The 17,209-nt window shown below is 54.9% G+C and carries 16 protein-coding genes; 7 read left to right on the forward strand and 9 right to left on the reverse strand.

The genetic code is table 11. The annotated features are described in order from the left end of the window. Positions 1–719 precede the first annotated feature (719 nt). From VFO10_RS00570 to VFO10_RS00580, 3 genes are all read right to left on the reverse strand, one after another. The gene (locus VFO10_RS00570; RefSeq protein WP_325136711.1) at positions 720–1,100 is read right to left on the reverse strand and encodes a hypothetical protein; all 381 of its coding nucleotides are present in this window, start codon (positions 1,098–1,100) and stop codon (positions 720–722) included. A 118-nt stretch (positions 1,101–1,218) separates the two neighbouring features. Continuing rightward, positions 1,219–2,112: an aldo/keto reductase gene (locus VFO10_RS00575; protein WP_325136712.1), complete on the reverse strand. Its 894-nt coding sequence runs from the start codon at positions 2,110–2,112 to the stop codon at positions 1,219–1,221. Next, a complete protein-coding gene (locus VFO10_RS00580) occupies positions 2,103–2,951 on the reverse strand; it encodes an MnmC family methyltransferase (protein WP_325136713.1) in 849 nt (282 codons plus the stop codon). The genes VFO10_RS00575 and VFO10_RS00580 overlap by 10 nt, the downstream gene beginning before the upstream one ends. A gap of 241 nt (positions 2,952–3,192) precedes the next feature. Between VFO10_RS00580 and VFO10_RS00585 the strand changes: the two genes are divergently transcribed. Both VFO10_RS00585 and VFO10_RS00590 read left to right on the forward strand, forming a co-directional pair. Then, complete coding sequence (locus VFO10_RS00585; protein WP_325136714.1) at positions 3,193–4,134, forward strand: MaoC/PaaZ C-terminal domain-containing protein; 942 nt, start codon at positions 3,193–3,195, stop codon at positions 4,132–4,134. Between the two features lie 96 nt (positions 4,135–4,230). Further along, positions 4,231–7,056, forward strand: coding sequence for a 7TM diverse intracellular signaling domain-containing protein (locus tag VFO10_RS00590; protein WP_325136715.1), 2,826 nt, complete (start codon positions 4,231–4,233; stop codon positions 7,054–7,056). A 12-nt stretch (positions 7,057–7,068) separates the two neighbouring features. Here the strand turns inward: VFO10_RS00590 and VFO10_RS00595 are convergent, their stop codons facing one another. Both VFO10_RS00595 and VFO10_RS00600 read right to left on the reverse strand, forming a co-directional pair. Then, positions 7,069–8,568 carry a glycosyl hydrolase family 79 C-terminal domain-containing protein gene (locus VFO10_RS00595; RefSeq protein ID WP_325136716.1) on the reverse strand — a complete coding sequence of 500 codons (1,500 nt, stop codon included), beginning with the start codon at positions 8,566–8,568 and terminating at the stop codon, positions 7,069–7,071. 85 nt (positions 8,569–8,653) lie between these two features. Further along, positions 8,654–9,775 carry a PQQ-dependent sugar dehydrogenase gene (locus tag VFO10_RS00600; protein WP_325136717.1) on the reverse strand — a complete coding sequence of 374 codons (1,122 nt, stop codon included), beginning with the start codon at positions 9,773–9,775 and terminating at the stop codon, positions 8,654–8,656. 206 nt (positions 9,776–9,981) lie between these two features. On the opposite strand from VFO10_RS00600, the gene VFO10_RS00605 reads away from it, so the two are divergent. Continuing rightward, a complete protein-coding gene (locus VFO10_RS00605) occupies positions 9,982–10,611 on the forward strand; it encodes an RICIN domain-containing protein (protein ID WP_325136718.1) in 630 nt (209 codons plus the stop codon). Here the strand turns inward: VFO10_RS00605 and VFO10_RS00610 are convergent. Genes VFO10_RS00610 through VFO10_RS00620 form a run of 3 tightly spaced genes read right to left on the reverse strand, consistent with a single transcriptional unit; the run spans position 10,580 to position 12,326 of the window. Beyond that, a complete protein-coding gene (locus tag VFO10_RS00610) occupies positions 10,580–11,536 on the reverse strand; it encodes a hypothetical protein (RefSeq protein ID WP_325136719.1) in 957 nt (318 codons plus the stop codon). The two genes, VFO10_RS00605 and VFO10_RS00610, sit on opposite strands and share 32 nt — an antisense overlap. Continuing rightward, complete coding sequence (locus VFO10_RS00615) at positions 11,533–11,994, reverse strand: YchJ family protein (protein WP_325136720.1); 462 nt, start codon at positions 11,992–11,994, stop codon at positions 11,533–11,535. The genes VFO10_RS00610 and VFO10_RS00615 overlap by 4 nt, the downstream gene beginning before the upstream one ends. Continuing rightward, on the reverse strand, positions 11,991–12,326 hold the full coding sequence (locus tag VFO10_RS00620) for a Spx/MgsR family RNA polymerase-binding regulatory protein (protein ID WP_325136721.1): 336 nt from the start codon (positions 12,324–12,326) through the stop codon (positions 11,991–11,993). The genes VFO10_RS00615 and VFO10_RS00620 overlap by 4 nt, the downstream gene beginning before the upstream one ends. A 167-nt stretch (positions 12,327–12,493) precedes the next feature. Here VFO10_RS00620 and VFO10_RS00625 point away from each other — a divergent pair, with 167 nt between their 5' ends. The 3 genes from VFO10_RS00625 to VFO10_RS00635 all read left to right on the forward strand — a co-directional run bounded on the left by VFO10_RS00625 (position 12,494) and on the right by VFO10_RS00635 (position 15,505). Further along, positions 12,494–13,327: a MoxR family ATPase gene (locus tag VFO10_RS00625; RefSeq protein WP_325136722.1), complete on the forward strand. Its 834-nt coding sequence runs from the start codon at positions 12,494–12,496 to the stop codon at positions 13,325–13,327. Between the two features lie 9 nt (positions 13,328–13,336). Further along, a complete protein-coding gene (locus VFO10_RS00630; RefSeq protein WP_325136723.1) occupies positions 13,337–14,524 on the forward strand; it encodes a vWA domain-containing protein in 1,188 nt (395 codons plus the stop codon). A 159-nt stretch (positions 14,525–14,683) separates the two neighbouring features. After that, the gene (locus VFO10_RS00635) at positions 14,684–15,505 is read left to right on the forward strand and encodes a sulfite exporter TauE/SafE family protein (RefSeq protein WP_325136724.1); all 822 of its coding nucleotides are present in this window, start codon (positions 14,684–14,686) and stop codon (positions 15,503–15,505) included. 78 nt (positions 15,506–15,583) lie between these two features. Here the strand turns inward: VFO10_RS00635 and VFO10_RS00640 are convergent, their stop codons facing one another. Beyond that, positions 15,584–16,495, reverse strand: a complete 912-nt coding sequence (locus VFO10_RS00640; protein ID WP_325136725.1) for an AraC family transcriptional regulator — start codon at positions 16,493–16,495, stop codon at positions 15,584–15,586. 145 nt (positions 16,496–16,640) lie between these two features. Between VFO10_RS00640 and VFO10_RS00645 the strand changes: the two genes are divergently transcribed. Next, the coding region (locus VFO10_RS00645; protein WP_325136726.1) for a hypothetical protein at positions 16,641–17,209 on the forward strand (569 nt) is incomplete at its 3' end.

Below are 17,209 nucleotides of genomic sequence, written 5' to 3' on the forward strand. Positions count from 1 at the left end.
AAGATCCGTCGGGAATACTGGCTACTGGCTCGGGAGGCGGAGTTCCAGCAGAAAATGATCGCCATGTACAAGGCCATGCAGGGGCCTCGAAATATCACACAAACCTAACCGATTTCATACGAGTTCAGAAAAAGCATGACAAGAGGGTTTGTTCTGAAACCGTAGTACGGGGGTACCAGAAATGGGTATAAACAGGTAAGATCGCGGCACGGACCTTTCATTTTCAGATAGAATTCTTGTTGTTGTCTCCATTTATCATAAATGGTGACAAGGGGATGGGGAAGCCCGGTGATGAAAATGCTTAGAAGAATATTAGGGAGTTGAGTGACAAAGGTTTGTGAGGATCCCCAATTCCGACCGACGTTTCTCCGTCACTTTCTTCCATTGATTCGTTTGAATCTCCCTTGTCAATAAGCACAGCACGGAGATTTGCATGAAGAAAAGTCGTTTCACGGAAGAGCTCTGAGGCCGCAGGAAGCAGGCGAGTCCAGTACATCTGCCATGGCCTTGGCATCAGCCAGCAGGCTTTTTCCAAGCGGAAGGCGGAAACGTGTTGCAGCTCAAAAAACGAGAGTCAAAGCGTCGGGTTTATAAGCCCGGGAACCCCTCACTAGCAGGCTGATTCAATTTCTTTCTGGAAGAAAATCAGGGGCATGTTCGTAGGCCCCCTAAAGGACATCGCACAAGTCATGCGATGCCGATATGTGACCTATCAGATTCTAGAGCGGCCGATTGACTCGCGACAAGCGCCCTTCAAGCTTCTGAATACAATCCGTCAAACTCGTATAAAAATCCCAGTTCAACTGATCATTTCTATCCATAATCGCCGCAAAAGTCGAATAACCTGCCACATCACAGCTCACATCGAACTTCTGCTTCAGAATGATCGTGCTGCTATCAATTTCCGTGGGGTAGGGGATGCTCATGGTAAAAAGCACGCGCGTACTATTTTGGGCGGTATCAAGGGTCACCTTATGAAAGCGAAAGCTGAAATCCCCCTCGCACCAGGTGTCACCACAGATATTGTCGATAGCTTTCAGAATCGTGGCTGTTTCAGCCTGGGGAGTCGTGAGCGCGGCGGCAAGCAGAAAAGCGTACATGATGAAGTCCCTCGAAAATAAGTTGGGACAACATCCGTACCATGGGCTGCCGAAACGAAACAGAAGAAAGATCAGATAGGCGGTTTCCGAAAAATTGCAAAAACCGCCCGGGCCGGAATCAGGGAAGCTCATGCCCCATGCCGGCTTGCAGGATTTCATGCCAGACCTCGCTGCTGATCGCGACCTCGGGTGCGGTCAGCATACGGAGCAGTCTTTGTTCGTTAGTCGTGCCGAGCACCGGAACAAGGCCCGCCGGATGACGCTGAAGCCAGGCCAGGACCAGCCCTTCCACGCTGGTCCCGAGTTCGTCAGCACGCAGCTGCAGAATTTTTGTCAGCTCGGGCTGATCTCCAAGCCGACCACCGGCCAAGGGTGACCAGATCATGGGACGGTAGCGCAGGCGCTGCGCGTGATCCAGGGTGCCATCGAAGAATACGGAAGGCCGCAGGGGATGGGCCTCGATCTGATTGGTGGCCATGGGCTCCGGGAGTCTTGACTGAAGAAGATCAAATTGGGCCGGCAGAAAGTTGGAGACACCAAACGCCCGAATCTTTCCGGACTGCCGCAGATCCTGAACAACGTCGGCGATCGCATCGGCATCCATCAAGGGATCAGGCCGGTGAATGAGAAGGAGGTCGAGGTAGTCGGTTTTAAGGTTGATCAGACTCTGCTCGACCGACTGACGAATATGCGCCGCGCTCGTATCATAGGATTTCACACGGTGGTGCGGCCTTGCCGGATTGATGAGGCGGATGCCGCATTTGGTCACGAGTTCCATGCGACTCCTGAGAGCCGGATTCATGGCGCGACCGAAAAGTTCCTCGCACTGATAGCCGCCATAGATATCGGCATGATCAAAGGTCGTGATCCCATGCTCGAAGCAAAGATCAAGCAGACGCTGGATGGAAGGAATATGGCCCTGGAGCGGGGCATTCACAAGACGCCAGGCGCCATAGATCAAGCTGGAAACTTCAAGTCCATTCGGAGCGAGCGCAACGCGTTTTACAGACATAGGGACCTCATGTGGAATTGGGGATGCTGACGGAGCCGTTCAAAATCAGCGGCATTCATAGGACCATAAATCGCCCCGGCCTCACGCAGAGGATTGGAGTTTTGCGAGGCCGCAACCTGCTTGAGCCAATCCAAAGAAAGGGGACGCTCCAAAAGTGAAAGTTCATTCGCTGCGATCGTCGTCTGATCCTTCTCGCCGATGCCGACGCCGATCCCCACGTAAAAACCGGCCAGAAGCCAGGTGCTGCGCACCGCAGTGGACCGCGTATAATTCGTCAGAAGGCAGGGGCGCGTATCATCGAGAGCCTGCCGCAGCTTTGTAAAATGTTCGAGGGTCCACATTTCCGGATTGCTGGTGGCGGAATAGGGATCATAAAAAATCGCGTGCGGCGCCGGCAGATCAGAACGGGAAAGGCTGTCTCGAAAATCCGCCCTGTGCAAATACCAGTGCACCCGCCCGATCTTCACCTGCCCCTTCTGCATCAGCTCGTCGATGGCCGCGCGATGAGGCTGAATATAAACCAGATGCTCGCTGTGATCACAGGCAAAACGCAAAGGCGCGAGCGTGTGATCGAAGCTATGAAGCTCGACATCATTGCGGACATCGGCCAGCGCGTCGATGGCCGCCACGGCATTGGCCGCCGCTCCGAGCCCCACATCCCAGATGATGAAGGGCTGATAATCCTGGCTCCGCTCCACGATCCTTTGCTGGACCACATGCAGAGCGCGGGCCTCCGCTTCAGGGCCGATCACAGGATGGAATGTCTCGCGATTGGACAGCAGGCGGAGGCTCGTGTGCCCGGACTTCAGGGTGATGAGTTCAAATCGTTCAGAGGACATGCCATTCTTTCCGTAAAGCGTGAACTGAAAAGAATTCATAGCGTAAACGAGGTCCAAAAATAAGGGAAATTTACCGAGTGGCTGATTTTTGATTCTTTCCGGCGGGCAAATTTTCTGTCAGGATTCTGCGATCTTGCGTCCAAGAACTGGGCAAACCCTGGGGGCCCTCCAGTGGTTTTCAGGGATTGGCGGCGGCCCTGATTTTGCAACTCCTCCCGGCAAAATCAATGGAGGAGCAACAATGACCGTTATCGTGAGCCCGCTCAAGCTCGTCGACGTTTTGCAGTATTCGTTCGGCTTTGTGCGGACCATGGTCCAGACCCGGCCTTTGAACCTTGCGCCTGAAAACTGGACGAGCTACGAGACGGATTTTCGGATTCCAGCCGCGACCTTCACCGAATGGCAGAAGGCCATCGGCAATCGCAACCCCTATGAAAATCGCAATACCCTTTATTCGTATATGAACACCAACGCCTTCTTCACCTGCGCCTCGCGCCTGGGCATCGACTTTAAAACCGTCATGCATCTTTCATCCGAGATCGAATATCGCGACCTCTGCTTTCAATTCGAGGCCGAGAAGAGCTATCGCTACAAAGCCCGCGTGAAGGACATCAAACCTTTTCCCGGTCGCGGCCGTGGCATTCTCGAAATCGAAATCCAGATCATGGACGGCGCTGCGGTGAAGATCGTCCACGTCGATCGCATGTTCTTCCGCGGTCTGCCCGCGCAGGCCTATGAAAAAATACTGGCGCGGCATACACCTGACGAAAAATACGCGGGAATTTCGCGTCGCGCGTCAGAACTGGCGTTGGATCATGAATTCAAAGCTCTCTTTCACGTGGGTCGTAAACTCGGCGTGCAGTATGGAATGCTCTCGGGCGATCTGAATCCCATTCATACCGTGGACCTCGTCTCGAAACTCTTCCGTCACCCCGGAAGTTTCATCCAGGGCCTTTGCGCCACCAACCTCGTTCTTTCGCTTTTGAAAGATAGCCTGGGCGTAGAGATCGGCAAGGTCGAAGTCATCTTCGCAAGTCCACTATTCTGCGGCCAGAACTATTATCTGGTGGTGAACGATTCGCGTTTCGAAGTTATTGATGACACCCATCAGGTGAAGGTCTTCGGTTCCTTCGAAGACTGCACGCACCTCCGCCGCCTCATGGGCACAAAATCCGCATTATAACAGCCAAAATCCTCGGAATGCTCCGACTTCGATCGGAGCGTTCTGTTGTTTTTTCTTTTCCATCCGAAAAGAGAAGACACTGAGGACCGCTATTGCATGAAACTACGCTTCCATCTTTTTCTTTACCTCCTTCTTTTGACCACAAGGGTTTTCGCGCAGCCCCAGGTGACCGACGGAGTTTTGGATCTGCGCGGGCAGGGCCTCACGGACACTATTGAGCTGCGTGGTGACTGGTCTTTTTACTGGCAAAAGCATGTTTTTCCCCATGAGTTTGCTTCCCACGACGGCGAGCGGGTGCTGCTGAAGGTGCCAGGAAACTGGTATCAGGATAAGCGTCATGACTTTTCGGTTTTCGGTTACGGGACCTATCATCTTCGCATTCAACTCGATCACCCCATGCCTCTGGCTCTTTCGCTGAGCGAAATCTGGGCCGCCTCGCGGATATTCGTCAACGGCAAGGAACTGGCCGTCTATGGTCAGCCGGGCCGCAGCGCCGCTACCCATCAGGGTCGCACGGGCATGAGCTACCTGATTTTCACTCCAGACTCCCCAACCCTTGATATCCTGGTGCAGGTGAGTAACTTTGATATTTTCCTCTCGGGCATCACCAAAATTCCAAGCCTCGGCCCCATCAAGACCATGCAGCTTCACAGGGATCGGCAGATCGCCATCGACGTCCTGGTGGTGGGTGCGCTGCTGATCATGTCCATCTATCACCTTTGCCTTTTTGCTTTGCGCACGGAAGATAAATCCACGCTCTGCTTTGCCATCGTCTGCTTTTTCGTGGCCGCCTATACTTCGACCGTCGGCACCGAGATCTTCATCACGCTCTGGCCCGAAACCAGCTACGACATGCGGCTGCGCATTCTGAATTTTTCCTGGATGGTCGCGACTCATGCCTTCATCTGGTTCTCGTGGATCCTCTTCCAGCCGCATTATAAAAAGAAAGTTCTGATCGTCGGCTCGTGGATAGCGTGGGCCCATCATCTGATGTGCCTGACCACCGGACCGCGCATCTTTGTAAACATGTCCCTGCTTTTTGAATTCGTCGTGGTCCCGATCCTGGCGCATGCTTTCTGGGCCGCATGGAAATCGCGCCACACCCGCAAGGAATCGAGCGGCATCTTCCTCACCGGCACTGTGGTTCTGGTCCTTGTGGTCATCAATGATATCCTTTCGGTTCAGCGCCGCATTCCGCTGCCGCCTCTCGGGGGCTTTGGCGTCCTGGCCTTCATCCTGGTCCAGTCCTATCTGCTCGCGCATCGCTTCTCCATGGCCTTCATTCGTCTGCGGCACAAGGAGCGCGAGGTGCGGCAGCTCAGCGAGAACCTGAAAGAGGTCAATGAAAATCTGGAACAGACTGTCGAGGATAAAACCCGCGATATCCGCTCCATCATGCAGCATATTCCGCTCGGCATCTTCATGCTGTCGGGACCCGATGGTGTCATTGCCCGCGATTATTCCCAGCATCTGAAGCAGATTTTTCTGCACGATAGACTGGAAGGCCTCGTCGCCGCGCGTCTGCTTCTGGAACCGAGCCAGCTGACGGCGGACGAGAAAAGTCAGGCTCTGAGCGCCATCCAGGCTTCACTGAATGAAGTCGAGATCAACTTTGATATCAATCGCGACGCGCTGCCGCTTCATATCGAATGGACCCGGCCTGACGGTATGCTTCATCTCTATGATCTGACCTGGGACAAGATCGTCAATGACCAGGGCATCACCGAGAAAATCCTGGTGACCATTCGCGATGTAACCGAGTTGAAGGGTCTGCAGCGCAAAGCCCTTGATCATAAGGAAGAGCTGGAAATGATCGGCGAGATCCTGAACGTCACCCCGGCCCGTTTCCATCGTTTCATGCAGGGCGCCATGGACCTGATCGAGGAAAACGAAAGACTCCTGCAGCAGGTCGAGGCCGGGATCCGCGATGCTGATCTTTTCAAGATCATCTTCATCAACCTTCATACCCTGAAGGGATCGGCGCGCTCGCTTTATTTCAAGGGTCTGACCGGGCTCTTGCACGGCATGGAGCAGTATTACGCCGGACTCAAGGATCCGAAGACCGCGGATGCTCTGCGCATGCGCGAGGATCAAAAGCTGCTGTCCGGGATGATCCAGCGCTATGATCGCATTGCCCGTGATAAGCTCGGCCGCACTCCCACCGATCGAATGCGGGTGGATCTGACCATGGATGATGTCGCGGCTCATCTCGATGCTTTGATGGTCCTTCTGCAGTCGGAATCTATACCGAAGGAAACGCGGCGCGAGGTTCAGGATATGAGCACAAAGTTCATCAAACAGATCCATACGCCCCTGCGGGAGATCATAGGGGAAATCGGCTCGGTGCTGCCGGCATTGGCTCGCGATCTGCAAAAGGAAAGACCCGAGCTGGACGTTGTGGATGACAATCTGCTGGCCTCGGCGCTGACGGAAGATCTTTTGCACCGGGTCTTCGTCCATCTGCTACGCAATTCCATGGACCATGGCATCGAAGCGCCGGAGGAACGGCGACGGAAGCAGAAGAGCCGGCAGCCAAGGCTCTTCATACATTGCGAAACTAGAAAAGATAAAGTGCTGATAAGGTATTGGGATGACGGTCGCGGCCTGAATCTCCATCGGCTTTCTGAAGTGGCTCTGGAGCATCAGCTCCTGTCCAAAGACGAGGCGCAAAACCCACAGCAGTTCGCCGATCTTCTTCTGACGTCTCACCTTTCCACCGCGCAGTCCGTGACGGATATCTCTGGGCGTGGAGTCGGGATGGGCGCCATCCGACAGTATGTGGAGCAGGCCGGCGGTCAGGTGCGGATCAGGCTGCAGGGACTGGCCAACGCGGGTTTTATTCCTTTTCTGATTGAAATGGAACTGCCGTCCCGCCTTTTCATGCGCTCGGATTTCGACCGTCCGCTTTCGGACGCGTCCTAGCAACAATGCCCTTCAAGGACTCAGGATCATCACAGCACTGGCCGGCTTCAGCGCAATCGTGATCGACGGCTGACCATCGGCCTGAGTCTCGGGCGTAAGCACCGTGGCCGCATAGCCGCCACTTTTCGCGCCGCCCCAGCCTTCATAACTTTGTCCCGCAAGGGTAATCCCTTTTTTCGCGGTGATGTCGCTGCCGGGTGCAAGAAGCTCGATCATTCGCAGAGCTTTTCCCTGCAAGCCTTGCGGCAGCGCGAGCCTTAGGCTTTTCGCATTCCAGGGGTCCTTGTTCACGAGCACCGTGCGACTGCCTTCCTTGGAAAAGAGCTGATAGCCCTTTACCCTCAGGCCGGGGTCGATCGCAAGCTGCCGAATATCCGATTCATCACGGTTGGCGATCTGAAAGAAGAGCATTCCGTAAAAGCTCGGCTGCACGCGATAGTTCTGATAAAGGGGGAAATCCGCGGGATTGCCATCGCCCCTGGGCACGCGCTCATACATCGCATAGCGATAGGAACCCTGATGAAAATCAATGCCCGCGACACCTTCGGCGGCCATGGAAAGACACATATCCAAGGTCCAGAGCGCCGCCGCAAAGCTATTGCTCACTCCATCATTCCCGCCGCCCGACACGGCATTGCTTTCACTGATGCGCAGCGGCACGCCGAATTCCCGGCTGACCTTGACCTGCGGCCTTATCCATTTGGTGATGACATCGGTCTCCTGCAAAAGGGTTTCCGCTGTGTCATTCCCCGGCTGATTCGGTTTATAGGCGGATTTATAGTAATGAACGGTGACGAAGTTCAGTTTATCGGTGGCTCTGCGCAGATAATTCCGCATCATATCAGGATTCAGCCCGATCCATCCCCAGGCAGGTCCTGCGCAGTTTTTCTGGCAAGCGAGGCTTTTGGTGAAGGACTCGAACTCGGTGACGATGTCACTGTAAAAGGTTCCCGAATTCGTCCAGTATTGGGGCACGTGACTCAGGTAGTAATTGGGTTCGTTACCGATCTCCAGGGAGACCAGGGCATCGCCGAGGGATGAACGGAGCATATCGGCCTGACTTTGGGCCAGACCGGGATTGCGATTGGCAAGGTTGACCGTCGCGATAAAGCGGAAACCGACCCGATTTTTCAGCAGAACGACTTCCTTCGAAGTATTCGCCATGCTGTTTCTTTTCATGATGCTGTAGGGGTCGTTATAGTCCTTGTGCTCGGGATTGAAGATCCCATCATAGCCGGCATCGCCATCGACGCCTCCGATACGGAGAATCAGAGGATCGCGTTTGCCGTTGCGCAGAAGATCAAAGATCGAAAAGATGTGCTCGCTGCCCGTCAGCGCATTCACCCAGGGCCATTCCTGAGAGAAACCGAGGAAGGAGGGCGGAATCCGGGTATAGCCGCCCGCTTCAGGATCGGGAACCTGGACCACTGCGGCCTCTTCGGCGGACAGAGGAGCCGATACCAGAGACAGAGATCCCAGGACGATGGAGACGAATATTCGACGGATGAACATATGCGGCCCTTTGCTGAAGCGGGTTTGCTAGCCGGGCGCATCGTAGCCGAGAGTGAACTAAGTTAAAAGCCCTAACAAAGAATACTCACATTCTCCGTATGCGGAATAGCGAACCATCATCGGTCGCGTACCAGACGTCTCCGCCTGGGCCTTGCTCCACCTCGCGGACCCGCAGCCCATCCTTCGCGAAAAGACGTTCTTCCGCCACCATCTGGTTGTTGCGGATTTCCGTCAGATTCAGATGGGTCTTGGCCAAGGACCCGGCGATCACCAGCCCCTTCCAGCCAGGCAGGGCCTCGCCGTTATAGATGATCATGCCGCAGGGGGCGATCGAGGGTGTCCACTGATGGATGGGGTCTTCAGTTCCGGGAATGCGGGGCTGCCCGATAGCCGGACCCCAGTATTCCCGACCAAAGGTGGCCTTGGGCCAGCCGTAGTTGAAGCCTTTTTTGATGATATTGATTTCGTCGCCCCCTCGCGGACCGTGCTCATGAGCCCAGATTTCGCCGGTTACCGGGTGCTTCACAAGTCCTTGAGGATTGCGATGACCGAAACTATAGATCTCGGGAAGTGCATCCTTGCGTCCGGTAAAGGGATTGTCCGCATGCGGTTTACCGTCCCAGGTCAGACGCAGAATTTTGCCCAGATGATTTGTAAGATCCTGCGCATTCTCCCGCACGCCGCGCTCGCCGACACTCAGCCACAAGGCATCAGGCTCGACGACGATACGACCTCCGAAATGCTCGCCCCGGGACGAGCTGCCGCGAGCGACGAAGATTTCACGAAAATCACGGAGACTCTTGCCGTCGATGGTGCCGACGCCTAGGGCGGTCGTGTACTCGCCGTTGGCTATCTGTTTGCTGTAGCTCAAAAATACTTTGCGATCTTTCGCGAAGTTCGGTGAAAGGACCACATCAAGCAGACCACCCTGGCCAAAGACGGCGACGCCGGGCACATTGCCGATGGAAGCAAAGGTCTTTTTTTCCAGGTCATACCTTTTGATTTCACCGCTTTTCAGAGTCATCAGAAGGCCGCCGTCGGGCAGGAAGGTCATGGCCCAGATCGGTCCCGCTTTGGTTTCCACCAACTCGCGCTGCAGCTTCATGCCGCGGGATTCAAAGATAAAGGCGGACGCGGGTGAGGCCGCCTGGCTCCATCCGATAAGCTGAAGCATTCCCAGTATCAGTGTTTTCCAATAGAATCGCATGCCGCCTCCGCTGGCTTCATCATCTGCTGGGCAAAGTACTCCAGCGTCGTCGCCTTCGTCAATCGGGACCGGGTCGCTGGACCCGTGGCCAGATCGTCAAGGGTTTCGACAGGGTGCCTTTGCCTAAACCGATGAAATTATATCATAGGTAATGAAGGCCCTGTCCTTGCAAAGCGCCCCTTGCGAAGCCAAAGGGGGACCAAATTATGCGACGATCCAAACCTTTCAGCCTTGCGCTGATCCTTGTCTGTCTTGCCGCCTGCCGTGAACGGAATCCGATCGAAGAGGAAAACACCGACAAAAACCCTGCACCTGACTCCGAAATCGCGGCGACCGGAGCAACCACTGAGCCCAGCCCTGACCCTGATGAAATGCCTGCCATCGGCGACCCAGTGCCAGTACCGATTACCATGCAGCCCGAGATTACCCAGCGGGTGGAATCCCTGTCCTTTGCCCACAGTAATGGACTTTGTCTCCAGGTGAGTCCGAACGGGCAAACCAGCCTGCAAACCTGTGATCCGAATGCTCCAGGTCAGAAATTTCTGTTCGCCCGCAGTCTGGACGGACGCGTGCAGCTGAAGGACACGAGCAGTCAGCGCTGTCTTTCCGTGGGGCCGATCGGCTTTTTCACGACGGTTTTGCGTGCGGATATCTGTGAATCAAAGTCGACGCAATTTTTCAGCGTCGTTGATTACGGGAGTACGTACTCCTTGAAGTTCGATGCGAACAACACCTGCATCGACGCGGAGCAAAGCAAGGCCGAACCGGGGACAAGGCTTATCCTTTTCCGCTGCTCGGCCGTGCTCAATCAGAAGATCCAGTTGATGAAGCCTTGAGGCGATGCAATTGAAGATTGCGATGCGCGAGCTGGGTCGAATACCAAAGGCTCCGAATGGGCACCGCCTCGCCTTCGGGGAGCGCTTCTGCAATCAGCGCGGCCTCGAAGCGGGGGCCCAGACGTTCCCGCTGCGCCCTGTCGTAGCCTGGCGTCTGCCGGAGCCTTTGCTGACCGGCTATTTCGAAAAGATCTTTCGTGTTCTCTAATATGGCCGTGGCGCAGTGAAGAAAGAGTTCCTCTTCACGGCCATACCATTCGGCGAAAAGCAGGCGTCGGGCGCTGTCGCTCCAGGTACCCGTAACGGGATCGGTGCAGGTGTCCATGCTGTGCTGCAGGCTTTCAAACCGTTCGAAGTAAGCGTCAAGATCAAAACCAGCCTGGGCCAGAGCCCATTGGGCCAACGCGGTTTCCACCTGGGTCACAAGGTCGGTGAGAGATTCCCAGAATTCCGCGCCGGCCTGACCCTGATCGTGGCGACAGAAAAATGTACTGCAGACTCCGTTGCGAAAGGCATAGACCTGGCATTTTTTGCTGGTGCGGTCGAGCAGGGGACAGACGACGGTTCCATGGGGCAATTGCCCGCTTAAAAAACCGAGCGACTGTTCCATCTGGAGCGGTGACACCTGACTGCCTTCCGGTATGGTGTAGCCGGAGCCCACAAAATCGCGTGCGACCGCCTGCGTTTCGGCATCCATCAGCGCAAGGCCGAGCAGGAAATTCGGAATGCGCGGGATATAGCTGCAGCAGCGCGAGGTCGGATGAAAGCCGTGCGCTTTCACCTGGGGGCAATTGAAGCAGCTGCTGCCTGCCTCGGGATCCACCCTGAAGTAAAGCACATCCTCGGGCAGCATAGAGCGCCATAGCCCCGGAACGGTGTGCGCTCCGAGCGTGATGGGTTTTAAGATGGACGCGTGCTCATTCATGCTTCGTAATGGCAATCTTTGAAAGGTTTTCCGCTGCCGCAGGGGCAGGGGGCATTGCGATTGATTTTCAATGGCTCGTCCTCGTTCAGGAATTCACCGCTGTGATAAAGCCAGGCGCCATCAATCTTATCGAAGCTGCTCACTTCATGCAGCGTTTCCAGGCGATTGTCAAAGATGAGGCGCGCTTTGAATTCCACCTCGCCTTCATCATCCTCCCAGTCGGAGTCGATGATTTCCAGCCCCACCCAGTTGGACGGTTCACCCTGCTCCAGATCCTCGGGATAGGTTTCCGGGTGCCAGGTTTTTTTCAAATAAGGATAATTCGAGCGGCAGAAAGCGGTATACCGACTGCGCATGAGGACTTCGGGATTCGGCGCGAGCTGTCCGCCTTCGATATAGAGTCCGCAGCAGGCGGCATAGGTTTGACCCGTGCCGCAGGGACAAAGGGCATCGTTCATGAGGTCAGCTCCTGCAGCGTGAGAAGACGTTGGCCGTCGGTGATCAGAGGGCGTTTGATCAGACGGCCGTTACTGGCCAGAAGCGCGATGACCTCGGCTTCCGACATGCCGTTCAGTTTATCCTTCAAACCCATGGACCGATAGACTTCACCACTGGTATTCAGGAGCTTTTTCAGCTCGACCTTCGAAGCCTGGAACCAGGCGCTGAGTTCGGCGGCGCTGGGCGGCGTTTCGGTGATATCGATGAACGCATAGGGAATCTTTTTTTGTGTCAGGAGCTTTTCCGCATCGCGGCAGCCGCTGCATTTTTTGTAGCCGTAAAACCTAAGCAAAGGACCCTCCTCACGAATGGGCCACATCCTAGTCTTTGCCCGGGAAAAAAGCCAGAAAAGAGCGTCAAACATGGACGATTTGACGGGATGTCCACGAGACGCCTTTCATTCAAGAGCTGACCTCGCTATGCTCAGGCTTTCGACCCTCACACGACCATGGTGAAATCATGCCTGAACGTTTGCAATTCAAAGGAACCCGCAACTACATCGCCTCACCGGAGCTGCAGGAAATTGTCAACGTCGCCTGTGATCTGGAAAGGCCGCTTTTGATCCGCGGCGAGCCTGGGACCGGAAAAACTGTGCTGGCCAAGGCTGTGGCGGAATCCTTGGGCCTGCCGCTCCTGACCTGGCATGTAAAATCCACCTCGAAGGCGCAGGATGGACTTTATGTTTACGATACGGTGCAGCGCCTGAATGATTCCCGCTTCGGCACGGGAGATGTGCATGACATCAAGCGTTACATTAAACTTGGACCCTTGGGAAAAGCCTTTCAATCCCCGGATCGCAGCGTGGTCCTGATCGATGAAATCGACAAGGCCGACCTGGAATTCCCGAATGACCTTCTGCATGAACTCGATATGATGAGCTTTTACATACCGGAAACGGGCGAGACCATCACCGCTGCGAAACGCCCTGTGGTCATCATCAGCTCGAACGCCGAGAAAGAACTGCCCGATGCCTTTCTCCGCCGCTGCATTTTCCACTACATCTCGTTTCCAGAGGCCGAGGAGATGCGCCGCATTCTGAAGGTGCACCATCCGAACGTCGAGGAAAAACTCATCGGCCAGTGCCTCGTCCGTTTCTACTGGCTGCGGGATCAAAGCGAAATCCGCAAAAAACCCTCGACCAGCGAGCTTGTCGATTGGATCGGGGCGCTCGTGCGGGGCGGCATCGATCCGAAGCAGCTGGAAAAAGACCTGCCGTTCCTTGGCGTCCTTTTGAAAAAGGAAAGCGACCTGCAGGCTCTGCGGCAGAATCAGCGCAGAAACTCCCGCTTTTAGAGGACACCCATGTTTGTTGATTTCATGTACCAGCTGCGCAGCTATGGGCTGAAGGTGTCCAGCAACGAATGGCTGACCCTTCTCAAGGCCCTTGACATGGGCCATGCCGGGGAATCTCTGAACCGCTTCTATTACCTGGCGCGCGCCATCCTCTGCCGGACGGAATTGGATTACGATGCCTTCGATCGCTGCTTCGCCGAATTTTTTGAAGGCATCACCTATAGCGAAAGCATGAAGGATGAATTCCAGGAATGGCTGAAAAACGCCAGGCCTCCGCGCGCGTTAACAGATGCGGAAAAAGCCATGCTCAAGGCGCTGGAGCTGGATGAGCTGCGCGAGATGTTTGAAGAGAGGATGCGCGAGCAGAAGGAAAGGCACGACGGCGGCAATAAGTGGATCGGCACCGGCGGCACCAGCCCCTTCGGTCACGGCGGTTATAATCCGGCCGGCATTCGGGTCGGTGGCGAGGGTGGGGGCATGAATGCGCTCCAGGTCGCAAGCCAGCGCATGTTTCGAAATTTCCGGCGCGATGTGATCATCGACACAAGGCAGATGGGTCTGGCCCTGCGCAAGCTGCGGCACTGGGGGCGGGAAGGGCATCCTTCCGAACTCGACCTGGATGCCAGCATCGAAGCCACGGGCCGCAACGCAGGTGACATCACCCTGATGTTCCGACCGGAGCGGAAGAACAATCTGAAGCTTCTTTTATTGATGGATGTCGGCGGGTCGATGACCTATCACACTCAGATCTGCGAGCAGCTTTTTTCCGCCGCGCATCAGAGCGTTCATTTCAAGGAATTCAAACATTATTATTTTCACAACTGTCCCTATGATTTCATGTTCACCGATATCGAGCAGCAGGAACGCGTCTTAACCAAGGACCTTCTGCGATCCTATGATTCCAGCTGGATGCTCATCTTCGTCGGGGATGCGGCCATGGCCCCTTATGAATTGACGGAAGTCGGCGGCGCGATCGATTACTTTCAGCGCAATGCCGAGCCGGGACTTGTGTGGATCAACCGGCTCCGCCAGCACTTTCCCTCTTCGGTATGGCTCAATCCGGAACCTCAAATCTACTGGCATCGACCCTCGAATCAATTGATTCGTAAAGTCATCCCCGACATGTTCCCGATGTCTTTGGAAGGCATGGATGACGCGATCGCGGCCTTGAAACGCATGAAACAAAAAAGGTCGTGAACCGTTTCATAATGTTGCGACGATGTTGCAACATTATGAAACCATTGGCGAGCCATGACGACTTATCCTGGAATATTGTGTAACAATATTGACTATTAACGGCCGCGACCGCCGCGGTACATCTTTTGCGATCCTTGAACGCAACGGATGGAGCGGATCATGGCGGATCTTTTGTTTTTGCCTCTTGGACTTTTCGTAGGAACCCTCGGAACTTTGATCGGTGCAGGCGGCGGATTTATACTCGTCCCGCTGCTCATCATGATGTATCCCAAGTTCTCAGCACAGCAGATCACCGCCATCAGTATGCTCTGCGTCGCCTGCAATGCAGGCTCCGGCTCGCTAGCCTATCTCTATCGCCGCCAGGTCCATCTTAAAACCGCTCTGATCTTCACTATGGCCAGCGTTCCCGGAGCCTGGCTCGGTTCGTCCTTCACCCGCATGATGGATCGCGGATCCTTTGAACTCTTCTTCGCGAGCGTCCTCTTCTTCCTTGGGATTTTTATTTTCTTCCGCAAACCCAAAACCCGCGGGGCGGAAGCGTCCGCAAGGTGGGAGCCGACGTCACGGGATATGACGCTTGGATTCGTGATCAGTCTGGGCGTTGGCTTTCTCGCTTCCACCCTGGGAATCGGCGGAGGTATCGTCCATGTGCCGCTCATGGCTCATGCGCTCGCTATGCCCGTGCATCTGGCGGCGGGTACCTCGCATTTTATCCTGGCCATCACGGCAATCGTGGCGACGATTGAACATCTTACGCATGGGGATATCGCGGCGAGCAGCAGCTTTGTACCCTATCTCGCGGTGGGAATGCTCGGGGGAGCCCAGCTGGGCGCCTTCCTTTCCAAACGTGTGCCCTCCGCCGTTATCATGAAGGCTTTGGCCGTGGCCATCGTTCTGGTCGGAATTCGCATCGTCTGGGCTCATCATCCTGCGGAGCCGTTGGTGACGCCAGCCACCACCGTGCAGAAGATCGGTCACTGATATTGCAGATAGTGATGGGCAAGGATGGAGAGGCGAGCGTCTCACTTGCCAGGTTGGCTGACTTGCGACTGATTACCATCACAACGAAAGTTTCACGCCCTGCTTTTCATTCGGCGCGGGAGCCTCTGCCAGCTCTCTAGGGGTTTGCCCATAGGCCCTTTTGAAAGCCCGGGTAAACGAGGCCGGGTTCATGAATCCCACCAGCTCCGAAACCGCATTCACCGACAGTTCCTTGGTCTCCAGCAGGATTTTCGCTTCCGCCAGCCGTCGATTCCAAAGAAATTTGGCCGGACTGCAACCCAATTCCTTATTGAACGCACGCACCAGCGTGGATTTTGATGCGCCCGCCATATACGCAAGCCGCTCCAGATCCACCTCTTCGCCCAGATGGCTTTCCATATAGGCGACCGTCTTTTGAAGAAGCTCGCTCAGCTGATAAAAATGCGGTCGCCCATTGCGAGCTATGGATTTGTCACTGAATGAGTAAAAAATTTCCTTCACCATCTCGTTTTCAAGGAAGGTCGTATTGATATTGTCACGGGCCTTCGCAACAAAGCGTTCGAAGTGATAGCGAAAAATAAGCTCCCGGATCCATACCGTCTGACTCACGTGACGCGTCTTGCGAAAAATACCTTCACCTTCCGCCAAAGGCAGATCGTAGAACGCCCAGGTCCTGTCGCGCAGGGCCCGGTCGGGGAACAGCAGCGAAAATTCCGCGTGGGGCGAGACGGATTTGATATAAACCTGCTGCTGCCCCGGCAGGACCACCAGCTCCTTGCTGTCGCTCACGATTTTTTTGGGCAGGGAATCCGCTTCGATCTGAAGGACAGCCGACTTCATGGCCGCAATAATGACTGGCCGCTCCATCCGCGGCAGCTCAAAGGTGAAGTCCAAACCACGAAAATAGGCGAAGCCCATCTGGCCATTCAAATCCTGGAAAGACTCCAGAATGTAGCCCTCAACGAGGCGAATGATACGAGTTTGAGCCATTTTGTGACCTGTTCAGCACAAAGTTTGACACTCTCAGCAAAGTCGCTGCAACACTCGGCTTCAAAACTGCTTTGTTTTTCCTCACAGTTTCTGGACCGCTTCATATATCTACGATACGTGACCATCCATAAAAAGGGTAAACATCATGTCGGAGAGGCAACTGATGGAACAGCAGAAAGGCTATGGACGGATGACCTCGATCCTTGGTCGGAAGGCGATTGCCACAGACGCCCCCTGCCTCATCTATAAATTCGAGCCCAAGGGTTACGTGAAACTGGGGCATGACCTGAGCCTCAACCATGAAAATTTCCTGGCTGCTCCCGCCGGCTTTTCCGCGTCCATCTCGCAATCATCCGATGTCGATGATTTTTTCATGCTGCAGTTTTTTCCCGAAAGTTTTGCTGTGGCCGCGTTCGAATATGGCCTTAATCCCGCGGAGCTGGAAGCCGTCTTTTTTTGTCCACGCGTCTATCGGGAAACCATCTGGATCAACGAACTTCTGCATCGCCTGCGTTTCGAAATGATCCTGAACGAAAAAAGCGATAACCTCTGCATCCGTTTCGTGATGGCCGAGATCCTGAAGGAAGTTTACCACCAATCCTTCAAAAATCGGCGCATTTTCCCCATCCATGAGCCTAAGTCGCTCGATTTCCTCGTTCAGAAAGCCCTTCGTTTGCTCTATCGCAGCGAGAACTTCGACATCGACCTGCGGAC

It is taken from the genome of Oligoflexus sp., assembly GCF_035712445.1.
GTDB lineage: Bacteria > Bdellovibrionota_B > Oligoflexia > Oligoflexales > Oligoflexaceae > Oligoflexus.